This window comes from Caulobacter sp. LjRoot300 (assembly GCF_964253875.1).
GTDB lineage: Bacteria > Pseudomonadota > Alphaproteobacteria > Caulobacterales > Caulobacteraceae > Caulobacter.
Genome location: NZ_CAXUSA020000002.1, coordinates 707,859 through 733,231, shown reverse-complemented (window position 1 = coordinate 733,231; position 25,373 = coordinate 707,859). Strand labels below are relative to the sequence as shown.

Annotated in this window: 19 protein-coding genes and 1 pseudogene; 2 read left to right on the top strand and 18 right to left on the bottom strand. The window is 69.5% G+C overall.

Going from position 1 to position 25,373, the window contains the following annotated elements:
* Positions 1–4: 4 nt before the first annotated feature.
* From ACSQ2G_RS08780 to ACSQ2G_RS08740, 9 genes are all read right to left on the bottom strand, one after another.
* Complete coding sequence (locus tag ACSQ2G_RS08780) at positions 5–949, bottom strand: PhoH family protein (protein ID WP_436030040.1); 945 nt, start codon at positions 947–949, stop codon at positions 5–7.
* On the bottom strand, positions 946–2,298 hold the full coding sequence (miaB, locus tag ACSQ2G_RS08775) for a tRNA (N6-isopentenyl adenosine(37)-C2)-methylthiotransferase MiaB (RefSeq protein ID WP_436030038.1): 1,353 nt from the start codon (positions 2,296–2,298) through the stop codon (positions 946–948). Before miaB ends, ACSQ2G_RS08780 begins: the two co-directional genes overlap by 4 nt.
* Before the next feature lie 182 nt (positions 2,299–2,480).
* A complete protein-coding gene (locus ACSQ2G_RS08770) occupies positions 2,481–2,888 on the bottom strand; it encodes a Fur family transcriptional regulator (protein ID WP_436030036.1) in 408 nt (135 codons plus the stop codon).
* 61 nt (positions 2,889–2,949) lie between these two features.
* A complete protein-coding gene (locus ACSQ2G_RS08765; protein WP_436030035.1) occupies positions 2,950–3,402 on the bottom strand; it encodes a GNAT family N-acetyltransferase in 453 nt (150 codons plus the stop codon).
* Complete coding sequence (tsaB, locus tag ACSQ2G_RS08760) at positions 3,399–4,040, bottom strand: tRNA (adenosine(37)-N6)-threonylcarbamoyltransferase complex dimerization subunit type 1 TsaB (RefSeq protein WP_436030033.1); 642 nt, start codon at positions 4,038–4,040, stop codon at positions 3,399–3,401. Before tsaB ends, ACSQ2G_RS08765 begins: the two co-directional genes overlap by 4 nt.
* A complete protein-coding gene (locus tag ACSQ2G_RS08755) occupies positions 4,037–4,690 on the bottom strand; it encodes a DUF1131 domain-containing protein (RefSeq protein ID WP_436030031.1) in 654 nt (217 codons plus the stop codon). Before ACSQ2G_RS08755 ends, tsaB begins: the two co-directional genes overlap by 4 nt.
* Positions 4,691–4,694: 4 nt before the next feature.
* Positions 4,695–5,345 (bottom strand): DUF1131 family protein, encoded by a 651-nt coding sequence (locus ACSQ2G_RS08750; protein WP_436030029.1) that lies wholly within the window; start codon positions 5,343–5,345, stop codon positions 4,695–4,697.
* 117 nt (positions 5,346–5,462) lie between these two features.
* Positions 5,463–6,050: a malonic semialdehyde reductase gene (locus tag ACSQ2G_RS08745; RefSeq protein ID WP_436030027.1), complete on the bottom strand. Its 588-nt coding sequence runs from the start codon at positions 6,048–6,050 to the stop codon at positions 5,463–5,465.
* 126 nt (positions 6,051–6,176) lie between these two features.
* The gene (locus ACSQ2G_RS08740) at positions 6,177–6,746 is read right to left on the bottom strand and encodes a NifU family protein (protein WP_436030025.1); all 570 of its coding nucleotides are present in this window, start codon (positions 6,744–6,746) and stop codon (positions 6,177–6,179) included.
* Positions 6,747–6,877: 131 nt separating this feature from the next.
* On the opposite strand from ACSQ2G_RS08740, the gene ACSQ2G_RS08735 reads away from it, so the two are divergent.
* Positions 6,878–8,158: a cytochrome P450 gene (locus tag ACSQ2G_RS08735; protein ID WP_436030023.1), complete on the top strand. Its 1,281-nt coding sequence runs from the start codon at positions 6,878–6,880 to the stop codon at positions 8,156–8,158.
* Here the strand turns inward: ACSQ2G_RS08735 and ACSQ2G_RS08730 are convergent.
* From ACSQ2G_RS08730 to murJ, 3 genes and pseudogenes are all read right to left on the bottom strand, one after another.
* Positions 8,156–8,248, bottom strand: a pseudogene (locus ACSQ2G_RS08730) (hypothetical protein); the annotation flags it as partial. The gene ACSQ2G_RS08735 and the pseudogene ACSQ2G_RS08730 overlap by 3 nt on opposite strands.
* Positions 8,249–8,273: 25 nt before the next feature.
* Complete coding sequence (trpS, locus tag ACSQ2G_RS08725; protein WP_436030021.1) at positions 8,274–9,308, bottom strand: tryptophan--tRNA ligase; 1,035 nt, start codon at positions 9,306–9,308, stop codon at positions 8,274–8,276.
* A 293-nt stretch (positions 9,309–9,601) separates the two neighbouring features.
* Positions 9,602–11,239, bottom strand: coding sequence for a murein biosynthesis integral membrane protein MurJ (gene murJ, locus ACSQ2G_RS08720; protein WP_436030019.1), 1,638 nt, complete (start codon positions 11,237–11,239; stop codon positions 9,602–9,604).
* A gap of 952 nt (positions 11,240–12,191) precedes the next feature.
* Between murJ and ACSQ2G_RS08715 the strand changes: the two genes are divergently transcribed.
* On the top strand, positions 12,192–12,818 hold the full coding sequence (locus ACSQ2G_RS08715; RefSeq protein WP_436030017.1) for a glutathione S-transferase family protein: 627 nt from the start codon (positions 12,192–12,194) through the stop codon (positions 12,816–12,818).
* 41 nt (positions 12,819–12,859) lie between these two features.
* Here ACSQ2G_RS08715 and ACSQ2G_RS08710 read toward each other — a convergent pair whose 3' ends face one another.
* The 6 genes from ACSQ2G_RS08710 to ACSQ2G_RS08685 all read right to left on the bottom strand — a co-directional run bounded on the left by ACSQ2G_RS08710 (position 12,860) and on the right by ACSQ2G_RS08685 (position 25,287).
* The gene (locus ACSQ2G_RS08710; protein WP_436030016.1) at positions 12,860–15,685 is read right to left on the bottom strand and encodes a [protein-PII] uridylyltransferase; all 2,826 of its coding nucleotides are present in this window, start codon (positions 15,683–15,685) and stop codon (positions 12,860–12,862) included.
* Positions 15,686–15,765: 80 nt separating this feature from the next.
* Positions 15,766–18,465 (bottom strand): DNA mismatch repair protein MutS, encoded by a 2,700-nt coding sequence (mutS, locus tag ACSQ2G_RS08705; protein ID WP_436030014.1) that lies wholly within the window; start codon positions 18,463–18,465, stop codon positions 15,766–15,768.
* Between the two features lie 154 nt (positions 18,466–18,619).
* A complete protein-coding gene (locus ACSQ2G_RS08700) occupies positions 18,620–18,940 on the bottom strand; it encodes a hypothetical protein (RefSeq protein WP_436030012.1) in 321 nt (106 codons plus the stop codon).
* 129 nt (positions 18,941–19,069) lie between these two features.
* Positions 19,070–20,224: a molecular chaperone DnaJ gene (gene dnaJ / locus ACSQ2G_RS08695; RefSeq protein ID WP_436030010.1), complete on the bottom strand. Its 1,155-nt coding sequence runs from the start codon at positions 20,222–20,224 to the stop codon at positions 19,070–19,072.
* Positions 20,225–20,363: 139 nt separating this feature from the next.
* On the bottom strand, positions 20,364–22,259 hold the full coding sequence (dnaK, locus tag ACSQ2G_RS08690) for a molecular chaperone DnaK (protein ID WP_310080417.1): 1,896 nt from the start codon (positions 22,257–22,259) through the stop codon (positions 20,364–20,366).
* A 385-nt stretch (positions 22,260–22,644) separates the two neighbouring features.
* Positions 22,645–25,287, bottom strand: a complete 2,643-nt coding sequence (locus ACSQ2G_RS08685) for a M1 family metallopeptidase (RefSeq protein ID WP_436030007.1) — start codon at positions 25,285–25,287, stop codon at positions 22,645–22,647.
* Between the last annotated feature and the right edge of the window lie 86 nt (positions 25,288–25,373).

Below are 25,373 nucleotides of genomic sequence, written 5' to 3'. Positions count from 1 at the left end.
TCATCTAGCGGGTCGTGGTCTGCAGGGCGTCGGCGTCGTAGGCCTTGACGATGCGCTCGACCAGTGGGTGGCGGACCACGTCGGCCGAGGTGAAGCGCGACACCGCCACGCCCTCGACGCCCTCCAGGATCGACACCGCGTGTGCCAGGCCGGAATCGCGGGGGTTCAGCAGGTCGACCTGGGTCGGGTCGCCCGTCACCACCATCCGCGCGCCCTCGCCCAGCCGGGTCAGGACCATCTTCATCTGCAGGCGCGAGCAGTTCTGGGCCTCATCGACGATGACGAAGGCATGGGCCAGGGTGCGGCCGCGCATGAAGGCGATCGGGGCGACCTCGATCTCCAGCTTGTCGCGGCGGCGGCGCAGCTGGTCGGCGCCCATGATGTCGGTCAGGGCCTCCCAGACCGGGGCCATGTAGGGATCGACCTTCTCGTTGAGATCGCCCGGAAGAAAGCCCAGTTTCTCGCCGGCCTCGACCGCCGGGCGGGTGACGATCAGCCGGTCGACCTCGCCGCGCAGCAGCATGCCCGCGCCATGGGCCACGGCCAGGAAGGTCTTGCCGGTGCCGGCCGGACCGAGGCCGAAGCACAGCGGATGGCTGAGCATGGCCTCCATGTAGCGGGCCTGGCCCTTGGTCTTGGGCGACACCGAGCCCTTGCGCACGGCCCGCGGCGAGGCCTGGCCGCCGGCGCTGTGGGCCTCGCCCACCGCCACCCGCACGTCGGCCTCGACCACCTCGTCGTCGGCGTCGGCGCGGTCGGCCAGGGCGACGATCGCCCGCTTGGCGCTGGAGCGGCCCTTGACGTCGCCGGTGATGGTGACGCCGCCGCCCGGCGTCTCGATCAACACCTTGAAGGCGTCCTCGATCAGGGCGGCGTGACGGCCGTTCGGGCCGGAAACGGCGCGCACGGCCGTGTCGGACAGGGGCAGGAACTCAGGCGTGCGGCTCAAGCGGACTCCAGCTGGGATTGGCTCTCGAGCACGCCGCCCAGGCTCATCTTGGCCGACGACTCGATACGGACGGGAACGATCTGGCCCAGCAGGTTGTCGGGGCCCACCGCGTGGACCGCCTGCAGGTAGGGGCTGCGGCCGACGATTTGACCGGGGTTGCGGCCTTTTTTCTCGAACAGCACCGGCAAGACCTTGCCGACCTGCAGGGCGTTGAAGGCCTTCTGTTGTTCGTCGAGCAGGGCGTTCAGCCGGTCCAAGCGCTCGGCCTTGACCGCCTCGTCGACCTGACCGGGCATGGCCGAGGCCGGGGTGCCGGGGCGGCGCGAGTATTTGAACGAGAAGGCCGAGGCGAAGCCGACCTCGCGGACCAGCTCCAGGGTCTTGTCGAAATCGCCGTCGCGCTCGCCGGGAAAGCCGACGATGAAGTCGCCGCTCATGGCGATGTCGGGCCGGGCGGCGCGGATCTTCTCGATCAGCCGCACGTAGCTTTCGGCCGTGTGGTCGCGGTTCATGGCCTTGAGGATCTTGTCCGACCCGGCCTGCACCGGCAGGTGCAGATAGGGCATCAGCTGCGGCAGCTCGCCGTGGGCCTCGATCAGGTCGTCGCCCATGTCGCGCGGGTGGCTGGTGGTGTAGCGGATGCGATCCAGGCCCGGGATCTTCGCCAGTCGCCGGACCAGCCGGGCCAGGGTGTAGCCGCCGCCGTCATAGGCGTTGACGTTCTGGCCCAGCAGGGTGACCTCGCGCACGCCCTGGTCGGCCAGACGCTTGGCTTCGTCCTCGATCTGCTCGGGCGGCCGCGACCACTCGCCGCCGCGGGTGTAGGGCACCACGCAGAAGGTGCAGAACTTGTCGCAGCCCTCCTGCACGGTCAGGAAGGCGCTGACGCCGTTGACCTGGCGCTCGGCCGGCAGGGCGTCGAACTTCTCGTCGGCGGCGAAGTCGGCCGACAGGCGCTCGCCGGTGGCCCGGTGGGCGCGGGCGATCAGCTCGGGCAGCTGATGATAGGCCTGGGGCCCGACCACCAGGTCGACCGCCGGCTGGCGACGCATGATCTCCTGGCCCTCGGCCTGGGCCACGCAGCCGGCCACGGCGATGGTCATCTGGCCGCCGGCCTCGGCCTTGCGGCCCTTCATCTGCTTGATGTAGCCCAGTTCCGAATAGACCTTCTCGGTGGCCTTCTCGCGGATGTGGCAGGTGTTGAGCACCACCAGATCGGCCCCTTCGGGCTCGTCGACCACGCCATAGCCCAGCGGACGCAGGACATCGGCCATGCGCTCGCTGTCATAGACGTTCATCTGACAGCCGTAGGTCTTGATATAGAGGCGCTTTTGCGGGGTCTCGCTCATCGGGGCGTTATGAGCGCGAGGGCGTTAACGCGCAAGGTCGTCGGCGCCACACCTCATAGCCCCTCTCCCCGTGGGAGAGGTATCGGCGAAGCCGACGGAGAGGGGAGTTTGCTGATGTGGGTCTATTCCCCCACCGGCGCCTTCGCGCCGCCTCCCCCACAGGGGGAGGATTTAGAGTGACGTCACTCCTCGATCGGAACCCCATAAAGCTCCAGCCGGTGGTCCACCAGCTTGTAGCCCAGCTTGCGCGCGATGGCGTTCTGCAGGGCCTCGATCTCCTCGTCCACGAACTCGACGACCTTGCCGGTCTTCATGTCGATCAGGTGGTCGTGGTGATGGTCGGGGGTCTCTTCGTAGCGCGAGCGGCCGTCGCGGAAGTCGTGGCGCTCGATGATGCCGCTTTCCTCGAACAGCCGCACGGTCCGATAGACGGTGGCGATCGAGATGTGCGGATCCACGGCGTGGGCGCGGCGGTGCAGTTCCTCGACGTCCGGATGGTCGTCGGCCGCCGACAGCACGCGGGCGATGACCCGACGCTGGTCGGTCATGCGCATGCCCTTTTCGATGCAGAGCTTTTCGAGGCGGTCCACGGCGGCGTCTCCGGAAAGATGAATCCAAGCCAGATTCGCGGGCAAGATAGGGGCTTGGGCGCTAGCTGTTAAGCACCCGACGCATCACCACCGCGTCCTTGGCCCCATCCGGGTGGGGATAATAGCCTTTTCTCAGGCCCACGCGGGCAAAACCGGCGGCCTGGTAGAGCCCGATCGCCGCGGCGTTGTCGGCCGCGACCTCCAGGAACATCTCGACGGCGGCGGCTTCCCGGGCGATCCCGGCGGCCATCCCGACCAGGGCCGCGCCCCAGCCGCGACGGCGGGCGGCCGGATCGACCGCCACGGTCAGGATCTCGGCCTCGCCGGCGATGGCCCGGCACAGGATGAAGCCCTTGGGCTCTTCGGGCTCGCCCGCCTCGCCCAGCACGGCGAAGACGCCGGGGCCCTTGAGCAGGGTCTCGAATTCCTCGGCCGACCAGGGCCGGTCGAAGGCGCGGTCGTGCAGGTCGGCCAGGGTGAAGCAGGCTTCCAGCCCGACGGGACGCAGGATCATGCCGCCGGCGCCACGGCGTAGGGCGCGCGCAGATAAAGCGGCCGGGGCGAATGGCCGGGCGCGGGCCTGGCGGCGGCCAGGCGGGCGACGGCGACGGGGTCGGCATAGGCCAGCGTCAGCACGGTCGCGCCGGGCAGGACGTCGGCGACCAGCGGCCCGCCCGAGCCGACCAAGGCAGCCGGCCCGCCGGAGTAAAGTTCGGCCAGGCGGGCGGCGGCGACCCCGACCTCCAGGGCGTCGGGGGCCATCAGCGCCTTTCCGCCGTCGAACACCTGCAGATAGACCTGGCCCATCTTGGCGTCGAGCACCCCGGCCACCAACCCGGCCGCGTTCGCCGAGGCGGCCAGGGCCTCCAGCGTATTGACCCCGACGCAGGGGATCGACAGGGCCGTGGCCAGGCCCTTGGCGAACGACAGCCCCACCCGCAGGCCGGTGAACGAGCCGGGACCGACGGTGACGGCGATCCGGGTCAAGTCGGGGAACTTGACGCCGGCCTCGGCGGCGACCTCCCGGGCCAGGACGGCGATGCGCTCCTGGTGCCCCCGGGTCATCGGCTCGCTGCGGGCGGCGCGGACAGTCTCGCCGTCCAGGATCGCCACGGAGCTGGCGCCCAGGCAGGTGTCGAGGGCGAGGATCATTGGACAGGCGCCCCGCCGCGCCACAGGAACTCGCGCAGCACGGCCTTGTCCCGCAGCGTCGCTTCAGGCGGCATGGCATCCTGTGTCCAGCCGGGCACGCCGAACACGTAGCGCAGCACCGGCTCGCCGGGCTGGGTGCAGATCACCGCGTGGACGTCGCGATCCTTCCCCGCCCAGCAGCGCGGATAGTCCATGCCGGCGGCGGCCCATTTCATCCCGAGCGTCTCGCCGCGCGGTCCTTGAGGAGAGCCGCCGGCGACGCGGATGTCGCCAACCTTGGTCGTGCCGGGATTGCCCTGGATCTCGATCGCGCCGCCGCCCTGCTCGACGGTGATGATCGGCGTCGGTTCGCCCGAGCCCTGATGCAGGAAGGCGGCTTTCACCACCGCTTTCGGAAAGCGGGGCTTGATGGCGTCGAGCGAGAAGTCGGTCTGGGCCATGACCGGGCCGACCGAGAACTCGTCCAGCATCAGTGGGCCGCCCCCATAGGGCGTGAAGCGGTCGACGGCGCCGGACGCGTCTTGCCGCGTCACCATGACGGAAGCCGCGGCGGTCGCGGGCGCCGCGGCCTTGGAGCCGGCGGGCTTGTCGGCCGGTCCGCAGGCGGCCAGGACCAGCAGCGGAACGGCGAGGATCAGGGGTCGGAGCATCGGATCAGGCCGCGCCGACCGCGGCCTTCTCGGCCGGACGCCAGACGAACTCGTTCAGCTGGCCCTTGGCCTTCAGCACCTCGACCGGCGGCAGGCCGCCCTTGGCCCAGCCGGGGACGCCGAACACGTAGGACACGGTCGGGGCCTCGGGCCGCACGCAGACGGCCTGGTTGACGGTGCGGCCCTCGCCCGCCCGGCACTGGGCGATGTCGAACGACAGGTCGGCCCACCTTGCGAGCAGGGCTTCGCCCTTGGGACCCTCGACCGGCCCGCCGGCCAGGCGGATCTCGCCGATGCCGCCTTCGGAGCCCTTGCCGATCTCCAGCAGCGGGACGTTGTCCTGTTCGACGGTGATGATCGGTCCAGGCGGACCCTCGCCGGTATGGATGAAGGCGCTCTTGACCACCGCCTTGGGGAACAGGGCCTTGATGGTCGCCTCGTCGAAGGCCGTTTCGCCGGTGATCGGCCCCACGCCGTCGGCGCGTACATGCAGCGGCCCGCCGACATAGGGCGTGACCGCGATGGCGACGGGTCCAGACTTCGGGACCTCCGAGCCCGCGGCGGCCGGCGGCGCGGCGGTGTCGGCTTGCTTGGCGGGGCCGCAGGCGGCGAGCAGCAGCAGCGGAGCGGCGATCAGGGCGAGGCGCTGGGTCATGGGGCGGTTCTAGCACCGGGTCGCCGACATGTGCATCCGCCGCACAAAGAAGTTGTCATCCCGGACAAGCGCTCCGCGCTTTCCGGGATGACAACCTTTTGGGGTCTCAGGACCCGATCACAGGATCTTCGCGGCTTCCTCGAAGTCCAGGCGCGGATTGCGCGGGAACAGGTTCTCTTCGGTGCCGTAGCCGATCGAGGCGATGAAGTTCGACTTGATGTTCGTCCCGGCGAAGAATTCCTTGTCGACGGCGGCGTTGTCGAAGCCCGACATCGGGCCGACGTCCAGGCCCAGCGCCCGCGCCGCCAGGATGAAATAGCCGCCTTGCAGCGAGCTGTTGCGCAGGGCGCCGACCTCCTTGGCCGCGGGATCGCCGAACCAGTGCTTGGCGCCCGGGGCGTTGGGGAACAGGCGGTCCAGGGTCTCGGGGAAATCCAGGTCGTAGCCGACGATGACGGTGACCGGGGCCTGGAGGATCTTCGGACCGTTCGAGCCCGACGACAGCGCCGCCAGTCTGGCCTTGGCTTCGGGGCTCTGCAGGAACAGGAAACGCGCCGGGGTGGTGTTGGCCGCGGTCGGGCCGAACTTCACCAGGTCGTACAGCTCGCGCAGCACCGGTTCGGGGATGGGCTGGTCGCTCCAGCCGTTGCGCGTGCGGGCCTTGGTGAACAGTTGGTCGAGAGCCGTGTCGGCGAGCCTGGCCATCAGCGATCCTTATGGACGATATAACTGCAACTTATACAGTTACAATAAGGCCGTCGAAAGGCGCTGACAAGACACCGCAGGCGTATTCCCTTGCCTCCACGCGCACGCGCGAAGGCCGGTTCGGGGCTAGAGCGTCTGCTCGACCCGGGTCACTTCCGGCACATAGTGCTTGAGCATGTTCTCGACGCCCGCCTTCAGCGTGGCCGACGACGACGGGCAGCCCGAGCAGGCGCCGCGCATGTGCAGCCAGACCACGCCGGTGGCCGGCTCGAACTTGCTGAACACGATGTCGCCGCCGTCCTGGGCCACGGCCGGGCGGATGCGGGTGTCGAGCAGGTCCTTGATCTCGGCGACGATCTGCGAGGTTTCCTCGTCGTAGACGCCGTCCTGGTCGTGGCCGCTCTCGACCTGGTCCAGCAGCAAGGGCCGGCCGCTGGTGAAGTGGTCCATGATGGCGGCCAGGATCGGCGCCTTCAGGTGCGGCCACTCCGCCCCCTCGGCCTTGGTCACGGTGAGAAAGTCCGGACCGAAGAACACGCGGTTGACGTCGCCGAGACGGAACAGCGCCTCGGCCAGGGGCGAGGCGTCGCCCTCCTCCATCGTCTTGAACTCCCGCGCGCCCTCTCCCAGCACTTCGCGGCCGGGCAGGAACTTCAGGACCTCGGGATTGGGCGTGGTTTCGGTCTGGATGAACATGGCGGAGAGATGGACCCGGCAGCCCCGCAAGACAAGAGGCCGGACCTGCGGCGGGGCGCCGCTTGCGTCATCGTGACAAACCAGCCCGCTTGTGGCTCCATCGTCAAAACAGATGTTTCAGGGAGGTCGCCATGAGCGACGGAGCCATCGACCTGTCGAGCGACGCCCAGAGGGACGCGGCGCGGGCCAAGGCCTACGCCATGCCCTTGGCGCAGATCGACGTCGCTGATCCCGCCCTGTTCCAGGCCGACGCCCACTGGCCCTATTTCGAGCGGCTGCGGGCCGAGGACCCGGTTCACTACTGCGCCCACGGCGAATACGGCCCCTACTGGTCGATCACCCGCTATGCCGACATCATGACGGTCGACACGACGCATCAGGTGTTCTCGTCGGACAGCAGCTTCGGCGGCATCACGATCCGCAACTTCGACGAGGACTTCGTCCTGCCGATGTTCATCGCCATGGATCCGCCCAAGCACGACATCCAGCGCAAGACCGTCAGCCCGATCGTCTCGCCGGTGAACCTGGCGCTGCTGGAAGGCACGATCCGCGAGCGGGTCGGCGAGATCCTCGACGACCTGCCGATCGGCGAGACCTTCGACTGGGTCGACAAGGTGTCGATCGAGCTGACCACCCAGATGCTGGCCACCCTGTTCGACTTCCCGTGGGAGGAGCGCCGCAAGCTGACCCGCTGGTCCGACGTCACCACCGCTGTCCCGGGAGCCGGCATCGTCGACAGCGAGGACCAGCGCCGGGCCGAGCTGCTGGAATGCCTGGCCTATTTCACCGAGCTGTGGAACCAGCGGGTCAATTCGACCGAGCCCGGCAACGACCTGATCTCGATGCTGGCCCACGGCGAGGCGACGCGGAACATGCCGCCGTTCGAATATCTGGGGAACATCCTGCTGCTGATCGTCGGCGGCAATGACACCACCCGCAACTCGATCACCGGCGGCCTGCTGGCCCTGAGCCAGAACCCGGCGGAGGAGGCCAAGCTGCGCGCCGACCCGTCGCTGATCCCCAACATGGTCTCGGAGATCATCCGCTGGCAGACGCCCCTGGCCTACATGCGCCGCACGGCGATCGCGGACTTCGAGCTGTCGGGCAAGACCATCCGCAAGGGCGACAAGGTCGTGATGTGGTACGTCTCGGGCAACCGCGACGAGACCGTCATCGAGAACCCGAACGCCTTTCTGATCGACCGGCCTCGCGCCCGCCAGCATCTGTCGTTCGGCTTCGGCATCCACCGCTGCGTCGGCAACCGCCTGGCCGAGCTGCAACTGAAGATCATCTGGGAGGAGATTCTCAAGCGCTTCCCGAAGATCGAGGTGATGGGCGAACCCAAGCGGGTCTATTCCAGCTTCGTGAAGGGCTATGAGAGCTTGCCGGTGCGGATTCCGGCGCGGCTTTAGGCGCGGTGCGTCCTTCGAGGCCCACTTCGCGGGCGCCTCAGGATGAGGAAGTCTGTTGCTGAAATCCTCATCCTGAGGTGCGAGCCGCAGGCGAGCCTCGAAGGACGCAGGGCGCTCAGGCCCCCCAGAACCCCACCAGCTTCTTCACCTCGGCCACCGTCGGCGCGGCGACCTCGGACGCACGCTCCGCCCCGGCCTTCAGGATCCGGTCGATCTCGGTCGGGTCGGCCAGGAAGCGGCGCATGGTCTCGCCGACCGGGGCCAGCTTGTCGACCGCCAGGTCGGCCAGGGCCGGCTTGAAGGTCCCGAAGCCCTTGCCGGCGTAGTCGGCCAGCACCTCGGCCTTGGTCCGCCCCGCCAGCGCCGCGAAGATGCCGACCAGGTTGTCGGCCTCGGGACGGGCGGCCAGTTCGTCCAGGGTCTCGGGCAGCGGTTCCGGGTCGGTGCGGGCCTTCTTGACCTTGGTGGCGATGGCGTCGGCGTCGTCGGTCAGGTTGATGCGGCTGTAGTCCGACGGGTCGGACTTGCTCATCTTGGCCGAGCCGTCGCGCAGGCTCATGATCCGCGCGCCGGGGCCCTGGATCAGCGGCTCGGGCTGAGGGAAGAAGCCCTGCACGCCGAAGTCGTGGTTGAACTTGCCGGCGATGTCGCGGGTCAGCTCCAGGTGCTGCTTCTGGTCCTCGCCCACCGGCACGTGGGTGGCCTTGTAGACCAGGATGTCGGCGGCCTGCAGCACCGGATAGGTGTAGAGGCCGACGCTGGAGCGCTCCTTGTGCTTGCCGCTCTTCTCCTTGAACTGGGTCATGCGGTCCAGCCAGCCCAGGCGGGCGACGCACTGGAAGATCCAGGCCAGTTCGGAATGCTCGCGCACCGCCGACTGCGGGAAGATCGTCGCCTTCTTCGGATCAAGGCCGGCGGCCAGGTAGGCGGCGGCGATCTCGCGGGTCTGCTGGGCCAGCGCTTCCGGGTCCTGCCAGACGGTGATGGCGTGCAGGTCGGCGACGAAGATGAAGGTGTCCATCTCGTGCTGCAGCCGGGCGAACTTCACCAGGGCGCCGAGGTAGTTGCCCAGGTGCAGGGCGCCGGACGGCTGGACGCCGGAGAGCACGCGGGTCGGGCCCGCATAGGAGACGGAGGTGTGGTCGGTCATGGCTTCAGCCTTGGAACTTGAAACGGTCATGGCGAGCGCGTGCGAACGCGAACCGCGCCGGAAGCGCGGTGGAACGGATCAGAGGAAGCTGCGCCATCGCGGCGCGGAAGAACCGATCGAAGCCATGCACGCTGGTTACCGGGCCGCACAAAGGTTGTCATCCCGGAAAGCGCGCGGCGCTTGTCCGGGACCCAGGACGGCCGCACCGCATCAGCCCAGTCCCCTGGGTCCCGGACAGCCCCTGCGGGGCTTCCGGGATGACAACGAATTGGTGATGCGGCGAGCCAAGGTCCCTACGCCTTGCCCCGCCTGAGCACGCCCTTCAGCTCCGACGGGGTCACCCCGCCGAACAGGAAGACCAGCGGCGGGTACAGCGCCGCGCCGACCAGCACGGTCAGCAGCAGGGCGAACTCCTTGGCCCCCAGGGTGTGGCCGCGCAGGCCCAGCTCGCGCAGCGGGGCCTCGATCAGCGGCCGCCAGTGCGAGGCCGCCGCCAGCACCCCGCCCATCACGACGCTCGCCGCCAGGATCCGGCTGACCCGCGACCAGGTCTGGAGCGAGGGGTTGTAGTGGCCCTGGCGCGACAGGCCGAAGGCCATCTGGCCGACATTGATCCACGAGGCCACCGCCGTGGCGGCGGCGATGCCCTTCACCCCGACCAGCTTGAACAGCAGGATGCCCAGGCCGATGTTCATGGCCACCGAGACCAGCGCGAAGCGCATCGGGCTCTTGGTGTCGCCCCGGGCGAAGAAGGCCCGTGAATACAGCTGCTGCAGCACGAAGGCCGGGGTGCCCAGGCCGTAGAACAGCAGGGCCGAGGCCGTCTGGCTGGCGTCGAAGCTGGTGAACTGGCCGCGGGTGTAGAGGGCGTCCGACAGGAAGCCGGGCATGGCCACCAGAGCCGCGGCGGCCGGAATGGTCAGGGCCATGGCCAGGGTGATGGCCTGGTCCATGGCGGTCTGGGCGTCGTGCCCGTCGCCGGTGTTGACGGCCCGCGACAGCCGCGGCAGCAGGGCCACGCCGATGGCCACGCCCACCAGGCCCAGGGGCAGCTGGTACAGCCGGTCGGCGGTGGCCAGCCACGAGCGGCCGCCGGGCACATGGCTGGCCAGGTTGCCGGAGATGAAGATGTTAACCTGGGTGGCGCTGGCCGCCAGGGCCCCGGGAATGGCCTTGCCGATCAGCGCGCGCACCTCCGGCGTCAGGCGCGGCAGCCGCCAGTGGACCTTGGCCCCCGACTTGTTGACGCCCCAGGTCAGCAGGGCCGCCTGGGCCACGCCGGCCACGATCACCCCGACCGAGCCCCAGGTCGCGGCGCCGACGGCGGTGGTCTGGGGCAGGATGAAGACCAGGGTGGCGATGTTCAGCAGGATCGGCGCGCCGGCCGACAGCACGAAGCGGTCGCGGGCGTTCAGCACCCCCGAAAGGTGGGCGACGATGGCCATGCACGGCAGATAGGGCATGGTGATCTGGGTCAGCAGCACCGCCAGCTTGTACTTCTCGGTGCCCCAGCCGAAGCCGGGGCTGATCAGCATCATCAGCCAGGGCATGGCCAGCTGGCAGACGAGGGTGATGACGATGGTCGAGGCCGCCAGGGTGGCCATGGCGTCGGCGGCCAGGATGTCGGCCGTCTCCTCGCCGTCGCGCTGCAGCGACTTGGCGTAGGCCGGCACGAAGGCGGCGGCGAAAGCCCCCTCGGCAAAGAACCGGCGGAACAGGTTGGGGAAGGCCAGGGCGGCGTTGTAGGCGTCGGCGGCCGGGGTGGCGCTGGCCCCCATGCGGTACGAGACCGCCAGGTCGCGGGCGAAGCCCATGAACCGGCTGACCAGGGTCAGGCCGGAATAGATCGCCGACGACTTCAGCAGGCCGCCGGCCTTCTTGGGCTGGTCGGGCGTCTGGGCGGGCTTTTCGGGGGGCGCGATGTCGGTCACGCATGGCTTCTGGGGGCTGGACGGGAGACCGTCAAGCGAGCGGCGCGGCAGGAGCCGAGGATTTTCGGTGCAGGGCCGTCCGATCAGACCCTCCCCCTGTGGGGGAGGCGATCGCGCAGCGATCGGTGGGGGGAGTTTTGGGGTCGTCGATCCAGAATCTGGCCATCGGCCGATCACTCCCCCCTCCGTCGCCCTTTGGGCGACACCTCCCCCACAGGGGGAGGATCTTAGGTGCACGATCTCTCGTCCTCACGCGGAACCCCGCTGAGCTGATGGGAAGGGTGCGAAGCGCCCGGGCCTCGCCCGGAGTAGCTTTGATGTTTGTTACCGTTTCGACGAAGTGCAGGCGCTTCGCGTGGAACCGTTATCCGGAAGCCTTCGGGTCGCGGATTTTTAACCCGCTCCGATGGAGGCCCCCGACGGGCAGGACGTTGGCTCCGTCCTGGACCGCACGGGCGATTTCAGCCCGTGCCTGCCGATCCTCCGCCGCCTGGGTTTCGTCCCGACTAAGGGGAACCTGCCCAGGACCGCCGCGAAAGGTTGTCACCGAAGACCACCGACAAACGCTTCCCGCTCGACCACCCCCGAAAGCCGCATCGGTCGCCGTACGTGCGCCCTTCCCGTGCTTTCAGGTGAGATCAGGATACGGGCGGTCGGAAGGGGTGGGGATCAAAAAGGGTCGAAAAAGTTCAGGGCGTTGAAATCGCTGGACTTTGCTTCCTGAGCGCCGAGCACAGAACCCTTCCCTCCCCCTTGCGGGGAGGGAAGATCGTTGGCCGGAAACGCCACTGGCGTCATCCGCCTCGGATGGGGGCTTGAGCAAGGCGGACATTCCGAGAGTCCGAAGAGTGAGAGGCCTCGCTGAAGCCGGGCTTCGCGTAGACCTTGAACGCCACGGCCATATGAGGTCCGCTACGGCCGATCCCCAGTCACGCCACGAAAGGGCCGGCGCATGATCACCGTTTGGGGCGGACAGACCTCGCGATCGATCCGGGTCGTCTGGGTGCTGGAGGAGATGGGCCTTCCCTACCGCGTGCGGCAGGTGGACATGCTGGCCGCCGAGCAGGATCCCGCGTTCCTGGCGGTCAATCCCGCCGACTACATCCCGGCGATCCAGGACGGCGAGGTCGTCATGGTCGAGTCGATCGCGATCATGGAATACCTGATGGCCCGCTACGGGCCGACGCCGCTGGCGCCCGCGCCGCGGGATCCGACCTTCCCCGCCTACCAGCAGTTTCTGCACCTAGGCGAAGCCGGCCTCGCGACCCTGATGATGCCCGTCGTCGTCAGCCGCTTCATCGCGCCCGACGCCGAGCGGGAGAACTGGGGCGCGACCTGGTGTCTGCGGTCGTTCCAGAAGCGGCTGAAGCTGGTCAGCCAACGACTTGCCGGCACGCCCTACCTCGCGGGCGAGGCTTTCACGGCCGCCGACATCTCGGTGACCTACGCCCTGAACCTGGGCCAACGAAACTGCGGGATCACTCTCGGCGACGCCGAACAGGCCTACCTCGCCCGCACCACTGGTCGCGACGCCTACAAGCGCGCCATGGAGCGTTCGCACGAAGGGGTGAACACCTGATCCCCGTCTCCCCCGGGGGATCTCGAAGCAGGCCTCCGCCCCTACCGCGCCACGCTCGCCCGCGCCCGCTTCAGACCCGGGCGCGTATTCGGGGCCCCGGCCTCGTTCTGCTCCAGGGCCGCCAGCAGGTCCGCCTTCAGCGCCGTGATCTTCCGCGCCTCCTCGACCTTCCCGCCTGCCGACGTCTGGACATAGAACGCGTCGACCGCCCGCTCGCCGTAGCCGTCGATGTGGGCCGACTGGATGGACAGGCCGTTGTCGGCCAGGGTGCGGGCCAGGGCCTGCAGCAGGCCGGGGCGGTCGCGGCCCGAGGCCTCGACCACCGTGGCCTCGTTGGAGGCCTCGTTGTCGACCACCACCGTGGGGGCGATGGAGAAGGCGGCGGTGCGCGACAGCTCCGTGCCGCGCCGGGGTTCGACGGCCAGGGGCTCGCCCCGGCCGGCCGCCTCCAGGGCGTCGGCCAGGCGGCGCAGGGCGCGGGGGTTTTCGCAGCCCAGGGCCGCGCCGGTCACGTCCTGCACATGGAACACGTCCAGGGCCTGGCCCTGGCGCGAGGTGAAGACCCGGGCCCCCACGACGTTGCCGCCCAAGGACGAGATGGCCAGGGCCAGGTCGGCGAACAGACCGCGGCGGTCCTTGGCGGCGACCACGATCTCGGCGGCGTTGGCGCCGGCCGGGACCCGGCCCTCGGCGGCGGCCCCGCCCTGGATCGCCGCGCGGCGGGCCAGCTCGGCGTGGGCCTTCAGGTCGTCCAGCGAGAACGCCCCGAAATAGGCCGCCTCCATGGCCTGGGCCCAGCCCTTGGCGGCCGGGTCGGCCTGGACCAGGGCCTCGCGCGCCGCCTCGGCGGCGGCCTCCTGGTGGCGCTGGACGTTGGCGGCGGCGTCGCTGCCGCGCCCGCCGCGGAACACCGCCTCGGTGGCGTTGTAGAGCTCGCGCAGCAGCTGGCCCTTCCAGCCGTTCCAGACGCCCGGACCGACGGCGCGGATGTCGGCGACGGTGATCACCAGCAGCAGGCGCAGGCGCTCGGGGTTTTCGACGATGCGGGCGAAGGCCGCGACCGTGCTGGGGTCGGCCACGTCGCGCTTCTGGGCGAAGTCGCTCATCACCAGATGGTTCTCGACCAGCCAGGCGACAAGCTCGACCTTGGTGCGCTCCACGCCCAGCCGCTCGCAGGCGCTGCGGGCGCTGCGGGCCCCGGCCTTCTCCTGGCCGCCGACCCCGCCCTTGCCGGTGTCGTGCAGCAGCATGGCCAGGAACAGGGCCTCGCGGTCCTCGATCAACGGCATGATCGAGACGGCCAGCGGGTGGTCCTCGGACAGCCGTCCGGCGGCCATGTCGCCGATCAGGCCCACGGCCCGCAGGGTGTGCTCGTCCACCGTGTAGGAGTGGTACATGTTGAACTGCATCTGGGCGACGATGCGGCCGAATTCCGGGATGAACCGCCCCAGCACGCCCGCGTCGTTCATCAAGGTCAAGGTGCGGTAGGACCGCTTGCCCCGGGCCAGCAGGTCCAGGAACGCCCGGGTCGCCTGCGGGTCGCGGCGGACCTTCGAGGTGATCAGGTTGAGGTTGCGGGTCACGGCCGTGAAGGCGTCGGGGTGCAGGTCCAGGTCGCGGTCGTCGGCGGTCTTGAACAGGCGGATCAGGTTGACCGGGTCGGCCTCGAACACCTGCGGGCCATCGATGTTCAGCCGCCCGCCGTCCTCGTAGAAGCCGGCCACGTCCAGGGCCTTGCGCTTGGGCCGGCCGCCGCCGGGCAGGAAGCGTGAGATGCCCTTGGGCTCGTGCTTGAAGTGCTCGGCTTCCAGCTTGGCCGAGAAGGCGCGGGTCAGGGCCCCGACCTCCTTGGCCACCAGGAAGTAGCGGCGCATGAAGCGCTCGACCGCCGGGGCGTCGCCGCGGTCGCCATAGCCCATGCGGCGGGCGATCTCGGGCTGCAGGTCGAAGGTCAGGCGCTCTTCGGGCCGGCCGGTGGCGAAGTGCAGGTGGGCGCGCACGGCGTGCAGGAAGTCGAAGGCGCGGATGAAGCCCTTGGCCTCACGACGGTCGAACACCTCCAGCAGGAAGACGTCCTCGGGCCGGTCGACCGGGTGCAGGTACTCGGCGATCCACATCAGGGTGTGCAGGTCGCGCAGGCCGCCCTTGCCCTCCTTGACGTTGGGCTCGACCATGTAGCGGCTGGCGCCGGCCCGGGCCTGGCGGTCGTCGCGCTCTTTCAGCTTGGCCGAGACGAAGGCCGCGCCGGTGCCCTTCATGACGTCGTCGCGGAAGCGCTTCTTCAGCTCCTCGCCCAGGCGTTCGTCGCCGGTCAGGCGGCGGGCCTCCAGGATCGAGGTGCGGATCGTGTAGTCTTCCTTGGAGAGCCGCACGCACTCCTCGATGGTCCGCGAGGCGTGGCCGACCTTGAAGCCCAGGTCCCACAGCGCATACAGCATGTACTCGATCACGCTCTCGGCGTGCGGCGTCTGCTTGTAGGGGCGCAGGAACAGCAGGTCGATGTCGCTGAAGGGCGCCAGGGTGCGCCGGCCGTAGCCGCCGACGGCCAGCAGGCACAGCCGCTCGCCCTCGGTCGGGTTGCGGGCCCGGAACACGTGGACGGTCGTGAAGTCATAGAGGGCGGTGATCACCTCGTCGGTGACGCCGCTGAGCAGGCGGGCCGTCTCCAGGCCGCCGGCCCCGTTCTCCAGCCGCTCCTTGGCGATCATCCGGCCGCGGAACAGCGCCTGTTTCAGGATCTCGATGGCCCGGGACCGCTGGCCGGCCTCGTCGCCGATCAGGTCCAGGGCGGCGGCCGACAGCCGGGCGCGCAGGGCGTGGCCGTCGACGACATGTTCCAGCGGGGTAGGGCGAAGGCGACGGGGCATGGCGGCTATATGGGGTTCCCGGGCGTGCGCGTCGAACCCGTCAAGCCGGTCCGCCGCGCCGCCGCCTTCACTATACGATGTCAGGTCTTGAGCAGAGCCTTAAGACGATAGAGGGCGTCCAGCGCCTCGCGCGGGCTCATGCCGTCGACGTCGAGGTCGGCCAGGGCCGCGTCGGTGCGGCTGGGCGCCGCCTGGACGGGCACGGCGACGGGGGCGCTGGCGGCGAACAGCGGCAGCTCGTCCAGCCTGGCCGGCGATTCGGTCTTGGACTCCAGCCGGTCCAGCACCTCCTTGGCGCGGGCCACGACCTGGGGCGGCACGCCGGCCAGCTTGGCCACCTGGACGCCGTACGAGCGGTCGGCGGGGCCGGCGGCGGCCTCGTGCAGGAAAACCAGGTCGCCGTTCCACTCCTTGGCCCGCAGGGACAGGTTGGAGACATGGGCCATCCGCGTCTCCAGCGTGGCCAGCTCGTGATAGTGGGTGGCGAACAGCGCCCGGCAGCGGTTGACGTCGTGCAGGGCCTCGGCGCAGGCCCAGGCGATGGCCAGGCCGTCATAGGTGGCCGTGCCCCGGCCGATCTCGTCCAGGATCACCAGGCTGCGCGGGCTGGCCTGGGTGAGGATGGCGGCGGTCTCGACCATCTCCATCATGAAGGTCGAGCGGCCGCGGGCCAGGTCGTCGCCGGCCCCGACGCGGCTGAACAGCCGGTCGACGACGCCCAGGCGCAGGGACTTGGCCGGCACGTAGCAGCCCGACTGGGCCAGGATGGCCAGCAGGGCGTTCTGGCGCAGGAAGGTCGACTTGCCGGCCATGTTGGGGCCGGTGACGATCGACAGCCGCGCCCCGGCCTCGCCGGCCGCGTCCAGGCGGCAGTCGTTGGGGGTGTAGGGATCGCCCGCCCGCTTGACCGCGGCCTCGACCACCGGGTGGCGGGCGGCGCGGGCCTCGAAGGCCAGGGACCTGTCGACGGTCGGGCGCACGGCGCCGGCGTCTTCCGCCCATTCGGCCAGGGCGGCGGCGACGTCCAGCCGGGCCAGGGCCTCGGCGGCCAGCTGGATCGGTTCGGCCTGGGCCACGGCCTCGGCGCGCCAGTCCTCGAAGGCCGCGACCTCCATGGCCAGGGCCCGCTCGGCCGCCTGGGCGATGCGGGCGTCGAGATCCGCCAGCTCGACGGTGGTGAACCGCACCTGGTTGGCCAGGGTCTGGCGGTGGATGAACGTGGCGTTCAGCGGCGGCTGGAACAGCGGGTCGGCCTTGCCGGCCGTGGCCTCGACGAAATAGCCGAGCACGCCGTTGTGGCGGATCTTCAGCGGCACGCCGCTTTCCTGGCACAGGCGGGTCTCGAGCGCGGCCACCACCCGGCGGCTGTCGTCGCGCAGGGCGCGGGCCTGGTCCAGTTCGGGCCGCACCCCGGGGGCCACGAAGCCGCCGTCGCGTGCCAGGGCCGGCAGGTCGGGGCCCAGGCCCACTTCCAGGGCGTCCAGCAGGCGCGACAGGCCGACCTGCAGCGACGGGGTCAGAGCCTTCAGCGCCGCTTCCAGCTCGGCGGGCGGCGGCGACAGCGGGTCGCTGGTCCCGCCGACCATGCCGGCCAGCTTCTCGCCGGTCTTCAGGCCGTCCTTCAGGCAGCCCAGATCGCGCGGGCCGCCGCGTCCCAAGGCCAGGCGCGACAGGGCGCGGGCCATGTCGCCGGCCCCCTTCAGCACCTCGCGCAGGCGCTCGCGCAGCGTCTGGTGGTCGACGAACCACTCCACCGCGTCCAGCCGGGCGTCGATCGCCGCCGGGTCGAGCAGCGGCCGGGCCAGGCGCGAGGCCAGCAGGCGGGCCCCGCCGGCGGTCACCGTGCGGTCGATGCAGGCCAGCAGCGAGCCGTTGCGGTCGCCGCCCTGGGTGCGGTCGATCTCCAGGCTGGAGCGGGTGGCCGGGTCGATGGCCATCACGTCGGCCTCGGCCGCGCGGCGCGGGGCGCGCAGGGCCGGCAGCTTGCCGGCCTGGGTCATCTCCAGGTGGGCGGCGATCAGGCCCAGGGCCCCGATCTCGGCCGACGACAGGCCGCCGAAGCCGTCCAGGGTGTCGACGCCATACAGCCGCTTGACCCGGGTCTCGGACGCCTGGGGTTCGGACAGGGCCGAGGGCATGGGCTGGATCAGCCCGCCGCAGATCTTCAGGGTCTGGGACAGGTGCTCGTCGGACAGCAGGCGGTCGGCGACCAGGGTCTCGGACGGGGCCAGGGCAGCCAGGATCGCCGCCACGGCGTCCTTGGCGACCAGGAAGCACTCGACCTCGCCGGTCGACAGCTCGACCGCCGCCACCGCCGCCTGGCCGGCCCGCACGGCGACGGCGGCCAGGCGGTTGGCGCCGCGGGCGTCCAGCAGGCCGTCCTCGGTCAGGGTGCCGGGGGTGACCACCCGGACGATGTCGCGGCGGACCACCGATTTGGAGCCGCGCTTCTTGGCCTCGGCCGGGTCTTCCATCTGCTCGCAGACCGCGACCTTGAAGCCCATGCGGATCAGCTTGGACAGATAGGCCTCGGCCGCGTGCTGCGGCACGCCGGCCATCGGGATCGGCTGGCCGTTGTGCGTGCCCCGGAAGGTCTGGCTGATGCCCAGGGCGGCGGCGGCCTTGTAGGCGTCGTCGAAGAACAGCTCGTAGAAGTCGCCCATCCGGAAGAAGATCAGGGCGTCGGGCTGCCGCGCCTTCATCTCGAAGAACTGCTGCATCACCGGCGTCGCGCCGGTGGCGTCATAGGTCTGGACGGCGGGGGAGGCGGGGGCGTTCATCCCGCCGGAAGGTACAGAGCGTCGGCCCATCCGTTAAGGGTTCGGCACGGGATATCCACAAGCCCTGGGGACTAATCCCGCGAAAACCCACCCGATATGCGCTCGACCGTGGCGCTCAGGCCGCGCGGGAGCCGTTCCGCGCGGCCGTCCGGGATCAGGCGATCTTGTGCTTCTCGAGCATCTTCACGATCGAGGCCTTGCTGGCCTTGGGAGCCTTCGGCGTCCTGATGCTGCACCAGGGAGAATAGATGCCGCAGGGGTCGGGGTCGCTGATCACGCAGTTGGCGATGTAGTCCTCGACGCAGGCTTGCCACTCGGGCGTGGTCCGGGCCCAGTACGGATCGCAGAAGACCCAGGCCTCGGCCCGGCAGCGGTCGGGTTGCGCCTGCACCGGCGTGACGGTCGCCGCGCTGAGCAATGCGCCGGCCGCGAAGGCGGCGCCCACCAATTTCAGTCCGAGAGAGCGATTCTTCATCGAGATACCTCCTGCGAAACGCGCAACACGCGCAGGCACACGTCCACGTAGAATCACGCGAACGTCAATCTCAAATTGCAGAGCTTGCGGGGCTTACCTTCTGGCGACCCGTAAACAGGCGGCCAAGGCCTAGCTCCCCGTCACTTCTTCCCAGAACCGTTTTGCCTTGCCGACGAAGTTGGCGGACTTGGGGTTCTGTTTCTCGCTGCACAGGCCAGCCAGCTCCTGCAGGAGCTCCTTCTGCCGGGCCGACAGGTGGGTCGGAGTCTCGACGAACAGCTCGACCACCAGGTCGCCGCGCTGGCGGCTGCGCAGGGACGGCATGCCCTTGCCCTTGAGGCGGACGGTCTTGCCGGTCTGGGCGCCTTCCGGAACCTTGACGGTCATGCGGCTGGAGCCGTCGCAGTTCTCGCCGCCCAGCAGGCAGGGGGCGTCGATGTCGCCGCCCAGGGCGGCCACGGTCATCGGCACCGGCACGGTGCACAGCAGGTCCAGGCCGTCGCGCTCGAACAGCTCGTGCGGGATCACCGACAGGAACAGGTAGAGGTCGCCGCGCGGGCCGCCGCGCACGCCCGCGTCGCCTTCGCCGGCCAGGCGGATCCGGGCGCCGTCGTCGACGCCGGCCGGGATGCGCACCGACAGCACGCGCTCGCGGCGCACCTGGCCATGGCCATGGCAGTTCTGGCAGGGGTCCAGCACCAGCCGGCCCGAACCGCCGCAGCGGGGGCAGGCGCGCTCGACCGCGAAGAACCCCTGGGTGGCCCGCACGCGACCGGCGCCGCCGCACGAGCCGCAGACGGTCGGGCTGGTGCCGGGCTTGGCGCCCGAGCCATCGCAGACCTCGCAGGTGATGGCGGCGGGAACCTTGATCTCGACCTCGGCGCCCGCATAGGCCTGCTCGAGGGAGATCTCCAGGTCGTAGCGCAGGTCCTGGCCGCGCTGGGGGCCATTGTTCGGCTGGCGACGGCCGCCGCCGAACATCTCGCCGAACACGTCGCCGAACACGTCGTTGAAGATGTCGCCGGCGTCGGCCCCGCCAAAGCCGCCGGGCCCGCCCTGCGAGCCGTTCACCCCGGCGTGGCCGAAGCGATCGTAGGCGGCGCGCTTCTGGGCGTCCGACAGCACCGAATAGGCTTCGTTGATTTCCTTGAACCGCGAGGACGCGTTCTCGCAACCGCCATTGCGGTCGGGATGGTGCTCCATCGCCATCTTGCGGAAGGCGGCCTTGAGGGCGGCGTCATCGCAGCCACGGGCCACGCCCAAGACTTCGTAATAGTCGCGCATCGTCAGGGTCGATCACTAGCCATGTTGGAATAGGAGGTGGGAGCGCCCCCGCCCGGCCGCAAGCGGCGGACAGGAGCCTTGTTCCCGAAACATAGGGCGGGCGAAACAGCGGTTAGGAGTTTCGCCCCGCGACCCATGGTCACGCCGACGGCTTGGAGTCGTCGACTTCTTCGAATTCGGCGTCGACGACGCCGTCATCGGCGGCGGCTTCCTCGCCGCCTTCAGCGCCCTGCTGGGCGCTGTACATCGCTTCGCCCAGCTTCATCGACGCCTGGATCAGGGCCTGGGTCTTGGCCTGGATGGCCTCGACGTCCTCGCCCTCCAGGGCCGACTTCAGCTCGGTCAGGCCGGTTTCGATCGCGGTCTTCTCGGGCGCGCCGACCTTGTCGCCGTGCTCGGCCAGGGCCTTCTCGGTCGAGTGCACGATGGCCTCGCCCTGGTTCTTGGCCTCGACCAGCGCCTTCTTCTTCTCGTCCGAAGCCTTGTTGGCCTCGGCTTCCTTGACCATGCGCTCGATGTCCGCGTCGGAGAGGCCGCCATTGGCCTGGATGCGGATCGAGTGCTCCTTGTTGGTCGCCTTGTCCTTGGCGTGGACGTTGACGATGCCGTTGGCGTCGATGTCGAAGGTGACCTCGATCTGCGGCACGCCGCGCGGGGCCGGCGGGATGCCCTGCAGGTCGAACTGACCCAGGAACTTGTTGTCGACCGCCATCGGCCGCTCGCCCTGGAAGGCGCGGATCGTCACGGCCGACTGGTTGTCGTCGGCGGTCGAGAAGGTCTGCGAGCGTTTGGTCGGGATGGTGGTGTTGCGCTCGATCAGCGGGGTGAACACCCCGCCCAGGGTCTCGATGCCCAGGGTCAGCGGCGTGACGTCCAGCAGCAGCACGTCCTTGACGTCGCCTTGCAGCACGCCGGCTTGCACCGCCGCGCCCAAGGCCACGACTTCATCGGGGTTCACGCCCTTGTGGGGCTCGCGGCCGAAGAAGTCCTGCACCGCCTGCTGGACCTTGGGCATGCGGCTCATGCCGCCCACCAGGATCACTTCGTCGATGTCGCTCTTCTTCAGGCCGGCGTCCTTCAGGGCCTGCTCGCACGGACCGATGGTGCGGGCGATCAGGTCTTCGACCAGGGCTTCGAGCTTGGAGCGCGACAGCTTGATGTTCAGGTGCAGCGGGCCCGACGCGTTCATCGAGATGAAGGGCAGGTTGACTTCGTACTGAGCGGTCGAGGACAGCTCCTTCTTGGCCTTTTCGGCCTCTTCGCGCAGGCGCTGCAGGGCCAGCTTGTCCTTGCGCAGGTCGACGCCCTGCTCCTTCTTGAACTCGTCGGCCAGGTAGTCGACGATCCGCAGGTCGAAGTCCTCGCCGCCCAGGAAGGTGTCGCCGTTGGTCGACTTCACCTCGAACACGCCGTCGCCGATCTCCAGGATCGAGACGTCGAAGGTGCCGCCGCCCAGGTCGTAGACGGCGATCTTCTTGCCGTCGTTCTTCTCAAGGCCATAGGCCAGGGCGGCCGCGGTCGGCTCGTTGATGATACGCAGGACTTCCAGGCCGGCGATCTTGCCGGCGTCCTTGGTGGCCTGACGCTGGGCGTCGTTGAAATAGGCCGGAACAGTGATGACCGCCTTGGTCACCGGTTCGCCCAGATGGGTCTCGGCGGCTTCCTTCATCTTCTGCAGGATGAAGGCCGAGACTTCCTGCGGCGAATAGTCCTTGCCGTGCGCCTTGACCCAGGCGTCACCGGTCGGGCCCTTGACGATCTCGTAGGGCACCATGGCCTTGTCCTTCTCGACCACCGGGTCGGAGGCGTTGCGGCCGATCAGGCGCTTGATCGCGAAAAGGGTGTTGGTCGGGTTGGTGACGGCCTGGCGCTTGGCGGGCTGGCCGACGAGGCGCTCGCCGTCCTCGAGGAAGGCGACGACCGAAGGGGTGGTGCGAGCGCCCTCGGCGTTCTCGATCACCTTCGGGGTCTTGCCGTCCATGATGGCTACGCACGAGTTCGTGGTGCCAAGGTCGATACCGATAATCTTGCTCATGTTGAGACCTGCAGCTCCTGATTGGCGGACGGCGGTGACAAGGGCCTTAAGGCAAGCGCCCCGGTTTTTCTCGAGCCGTCCCCGTCTGGTCGCGTTCTAACGGTTGATCCAAATCCTCGCCGCCCAAAAACGCGTTCTGGACGGCAAGCGTTCGTTCAATCGAAGTTGACGAGCCCGTCAACCCCGCTTCGCAGCCGGATATGGGGGATAGGTACCAGCCTGCAAGCCCAATCCCGCATGGAAAGAAGGGGAATCGCGACTCCGGGCGAAAATGGCCGCGCTCGAAAAAGCGCGGCCCTTCCGTCAGATAGGTCGCGAGCGCGGCCCGAAAGCCTCACCTCGCGTTCGCTGAATCCGCTCGCCAGGCGGGGCGAGCGAGCCCGCCTCAGCCTTTTTTCGCCGTCCAGGCGGTGATCTGCGGCAGGGCGGCCTTGCGGGTCTTGATGCGGTCGGTGATCGAGGCCACCGACTTGCCGGCCTCGCCGCGCGAGCCGGCCGGCAGGTTGGCGGCGGCGTAGGCGGTGACCTTGCCGACCATCGCCGGGTCGGCCGAGGCCTTGGCCAGGCCCGGGATGAACTTGGTGCGCGACGCCGCGTCGACCTTGCCGTTCACCGCGTCCTTGTGGGCGACGGCGAAGTCGAAGGCCATGTCCGGGTGCAGCTTGGCCACGGTCGAGATCATGTTGGCCGACAGGGTCTCGCTGGGCTCGTCGGTCAGGGCCAGGGCCAGGGCCTTGGCGGCCAGGGCCGGATCCGCCGCCGAGGCCAGCTGGGTGTAGAGCTGGTCGCGGATCAGCGGGGTCTTCTCGGCCTGGGCCTGGGCGCGCAGGGCGTCCCAGGCGGCCGCGTCGGCGTTGCGGCCGACCACGGCCAGGATGGGCTTGCGCAGCGGGCCGGGGACGGCGGCCGGGTCGGTCTTGTCGGCGGCGTAGCGGCGCTTGGCCTCGGCGATCACGTCGGCGTCGCCCAGCGTGCCGAGCGAGGTGATCAGGGTGGCGCGCAGCGTGGCGACCGGACCCGCCTCGCCGGCCTTGGCGGTCCAGCCGACCTGCTGGAACACCGGCGACAGGCGGCCGACGGCCAGTTTGCGGAAGGCCGCCCGTTCGGCCGGCGCGCCGTCGTACATGCCGTCGATGTCGGTCAGGATCGAGGCCACCTTGCCCCACACCTGGGGATCGGCGTCGGCCGGCGTAGCCATGACCAGGTCCATGGCGTCGGTGACGGCCTGCTGGCCGTTCAGGCCCAGGGCCCAGGCGTCGGAGATCACGCCCAGCTGGTCGATGGCCGGCAGCTTGGCGAAGCTGGCCGAGACGCCGGCGAAGGCCCTGGGCGTGTAGAGGGTGCGGAAATAGCCGGCCTGGCCGGCGTTGACGACGACCGGACCGCAACCCTCGACGCTGAGCGCGCCCTTGCCGCCCTCGACCAGGGTCTTGGACACGGTGCTGGAGCCGGCCACCTGGGCCGAGACCGGCACGCGCCAGGCCAGAGGGGTCTTGGCCGGCTTGTCGCGGCTGAACTCGCCCTGGGTCAGGGTGACCGGAGTCTTGCCGCCCCCGTCCTTATCTGGCGCGCAGGCGCCGGCGTCGACCGTGATCAGCGGCACGCCCGGCTGCAGGGTGAAGTCGTGGGCGATGGCGGTGATCGGCTTGCCGGCCGCCCTTTCGACCTCGACCCACAGGTCGTCGGTCGTGCTGCTGCCGTGGGCATGGGCCTTGATGTAAGCGCGCACGCCGTCGCGCCAGGCGTCGGGGCCGACATAGGCCTCGAGCATGCGGATGACCGCCTCGCCCTTCTGGTAGGTGATGCCGTCGAAGGCCTGGCTGGCCTGGTCGACGGTCTCCACGTGCTGGACGACGGGGTGGGTGGTCGCCAGGGAGTCCAGGCCCATGGCGTATTCCCGCCCGCCGATCGCGCCCAGCTGGCTGTTCCACTCGGGATGGAAGTGCTCGGTGGCCCGGCCCTCCATCCAGGACGCGAAGCCCTCGTTCAGCCACAGGTCGTCCCACCACGACATGGTCACCAGGTCGCCGAACCACTGGTGGGCCATTTCGTGGGCCACGGTGGTGTAGATGTTCTGGCGGTCGGTCTGGGTCGAGATGGCCGGGTCTTCCAGCAGGGCGTATTCGAAGTAGAAGATCGCACCCCAGTTCTCCATGGCGCTGAAGAACTGGCTCTGGCCGGGGGCGGCGATGTGGTCCAGTTTCGGCAGCGGGTAGGGGGCGCCGAAATAGTCGTTGTACCACTGCAGGATCGGGCCCGAGGACTTCAGGGCGAAGTCGGCCTTGGCCAGGTCGCCCTTCTTGGTGATCACCCCCATCTCGACGTCGCCGACCTTGGTCGTGGCGCGGTCGAACTCGCCCAGGCCGAAGAACAGCAGGTAGGTCGACATCCTAGGCGAGGTGGCGAAGGTGACCTCGGTCTTGCCGCCGCCGAGATCGCGGCTCTTGGCGATCGGCATGTTGCCGACGGCCATCTGGCCGGTCGGCACGGTGACCTGGACGTCGTAGGTGGCCTTGAAGAACGGCTCGTCCCACGAGGGGATGAAGCGGCGGGCGTCGGAGTTCTCGAACTGGGTGTAGAGCGCGCGCTTCTTGCCCTGGTCGGTGTCGTAGTCCAGGGCGAACAGGCCGGCGGCCTGCTTGTAGATCTTGCCGCTGTAGTCGATGGCCAGGACATGGGCGCCCTTGGCGACAGGCTTGTCGAAGGTGAAGGTGGCGGTCTGGGCCTGGGCGTCGACGCTGACCTTGGCCGCGCCCCCCTTGGCGCCACCTGGGCCGGCGATCTCGACCTTGGCGAAGGTCAGGTCGGCGGCCTGCAGGGTGATGGTCCGGGTCGGGGCGGCGACGTCGATGTCGATCTTCACCGAGGCGGTGAAGCTCAGCTTGTCGGCGTCGGGGGTAAAGGCCAGATCATAGTGGGTCGGGACCACGCCGCGCGGCAGCTGGGTCGTGACGGTGGCGGCGGCGGCGGCCGACCGGGCCGGTGCGACGGTTGCGGCCAGGGTCGATCCGGCGGCAAAAACGAGCACGGCGGCAGCCGCGGAGGAGAGAAGTCGACGCATGAACGGCCTTGGATTGCAAAATTTGTTCGGCCGGCCTGCCCGGCGGCGCAAAC